Source organism: Sphaerisporangium dianthi, from assembly GCF_042654065.1.
Taxonomy (GTDB): Bacteria; Actinomycetota; Actinomycetes; order Streptosporangiales; family Streptosporangiaceae; genus Sphaerisporangium; species Sphaerisporangium dianthi.
In genome coordinates, this window is the sequence record NZ_JBHSFP010000107.1 from 1 (window position 1) to 654 (window position 654).

The following is a 654-nucleotide window of genomic DNA, read 5'->3' on the forward strand; positions in this document are numbered from 1 at the left end:
GGTTTAGAAGAGGTAGCGGTACTGGCCCCAGTCGTAGTCGCCGCGGGTGCCTTCGCCGACGCGGATGCGGAAGTCGTCGAAGCCGCCCTTGCGGAACTTGCCGGAGAAGTGGGAGACGCCGTAGCGGCCGCCGCGGTAGATCTTCTCGTGCCAGCCGTTGTCGTCGTGCCACTGGAAGTCGATGTAGGAGTGGTCGTTGTCGCGGTCGCGGTCGAACAGGTCGCCCTTGAAGTAGTAGTAGCCGTTGTGGGAGTACCAGTAGCCGGTGAAGTAGGAGCGGTCGTGGCGGTCCTCGTCGTCGCTGTAGCCGGACCAGATCTTGCCGAAGCCGTGCCGGTCGTAGGAGGCGGTGGCCGTCGAGGCGGTCGAGGCGGTCGAGGCGGTCGCGGTGGCGGCGCTGGTGGTGGTCGGGGTGGTGGCGGCTTGGGCGGGGGTGGCGGCAAGGGCGGCGGCGAGGGCTCCGGTGAGGGCGGCGCCGGTGAGGATCGTGCGGATGGTGTTCATGGTGGTGGTTCTCCTGGTGTGAGGGTTCCGGCTCGGGGCCGGGTGTTTCGGGTCGTCCGGCGGGTGGTTCGGGTTGCCGCTCGCCGGCGACGTCGCTCACAGTAGGAGTGGGGCAAGGGCTCGTTCTGCGTAGCAATGCACACTCACCCC

General features: G+C 68.0%; 1 protein-coding gene. It reads right to left on the bottom strand.

The features are described 5' to 3' along the window. Nucleotides 1-3 precede the first annotated feature (3 nt). Complete coding sequence (locus ACFO60_RS40800; RefSeq protein ID WP_380852916.1) at nucleotides 4-504, bottom strand: hypothetical protein; 501 nt, start codon at nucleotides 502-504, stop codon at nucleotides 4-6. Between the last annotated feature and the right edge of the window lie 150 nt (nucleotides 505-654).

Coding starts and splice junctions, on each gene's coding strand:
- ACFO60_RS40800 (WP_380852916.1), bottom strand. CDS start 504: ATGAACACCATCCGCACGATCCTCACCGGCGCCGCCCTCACCGGAGCC.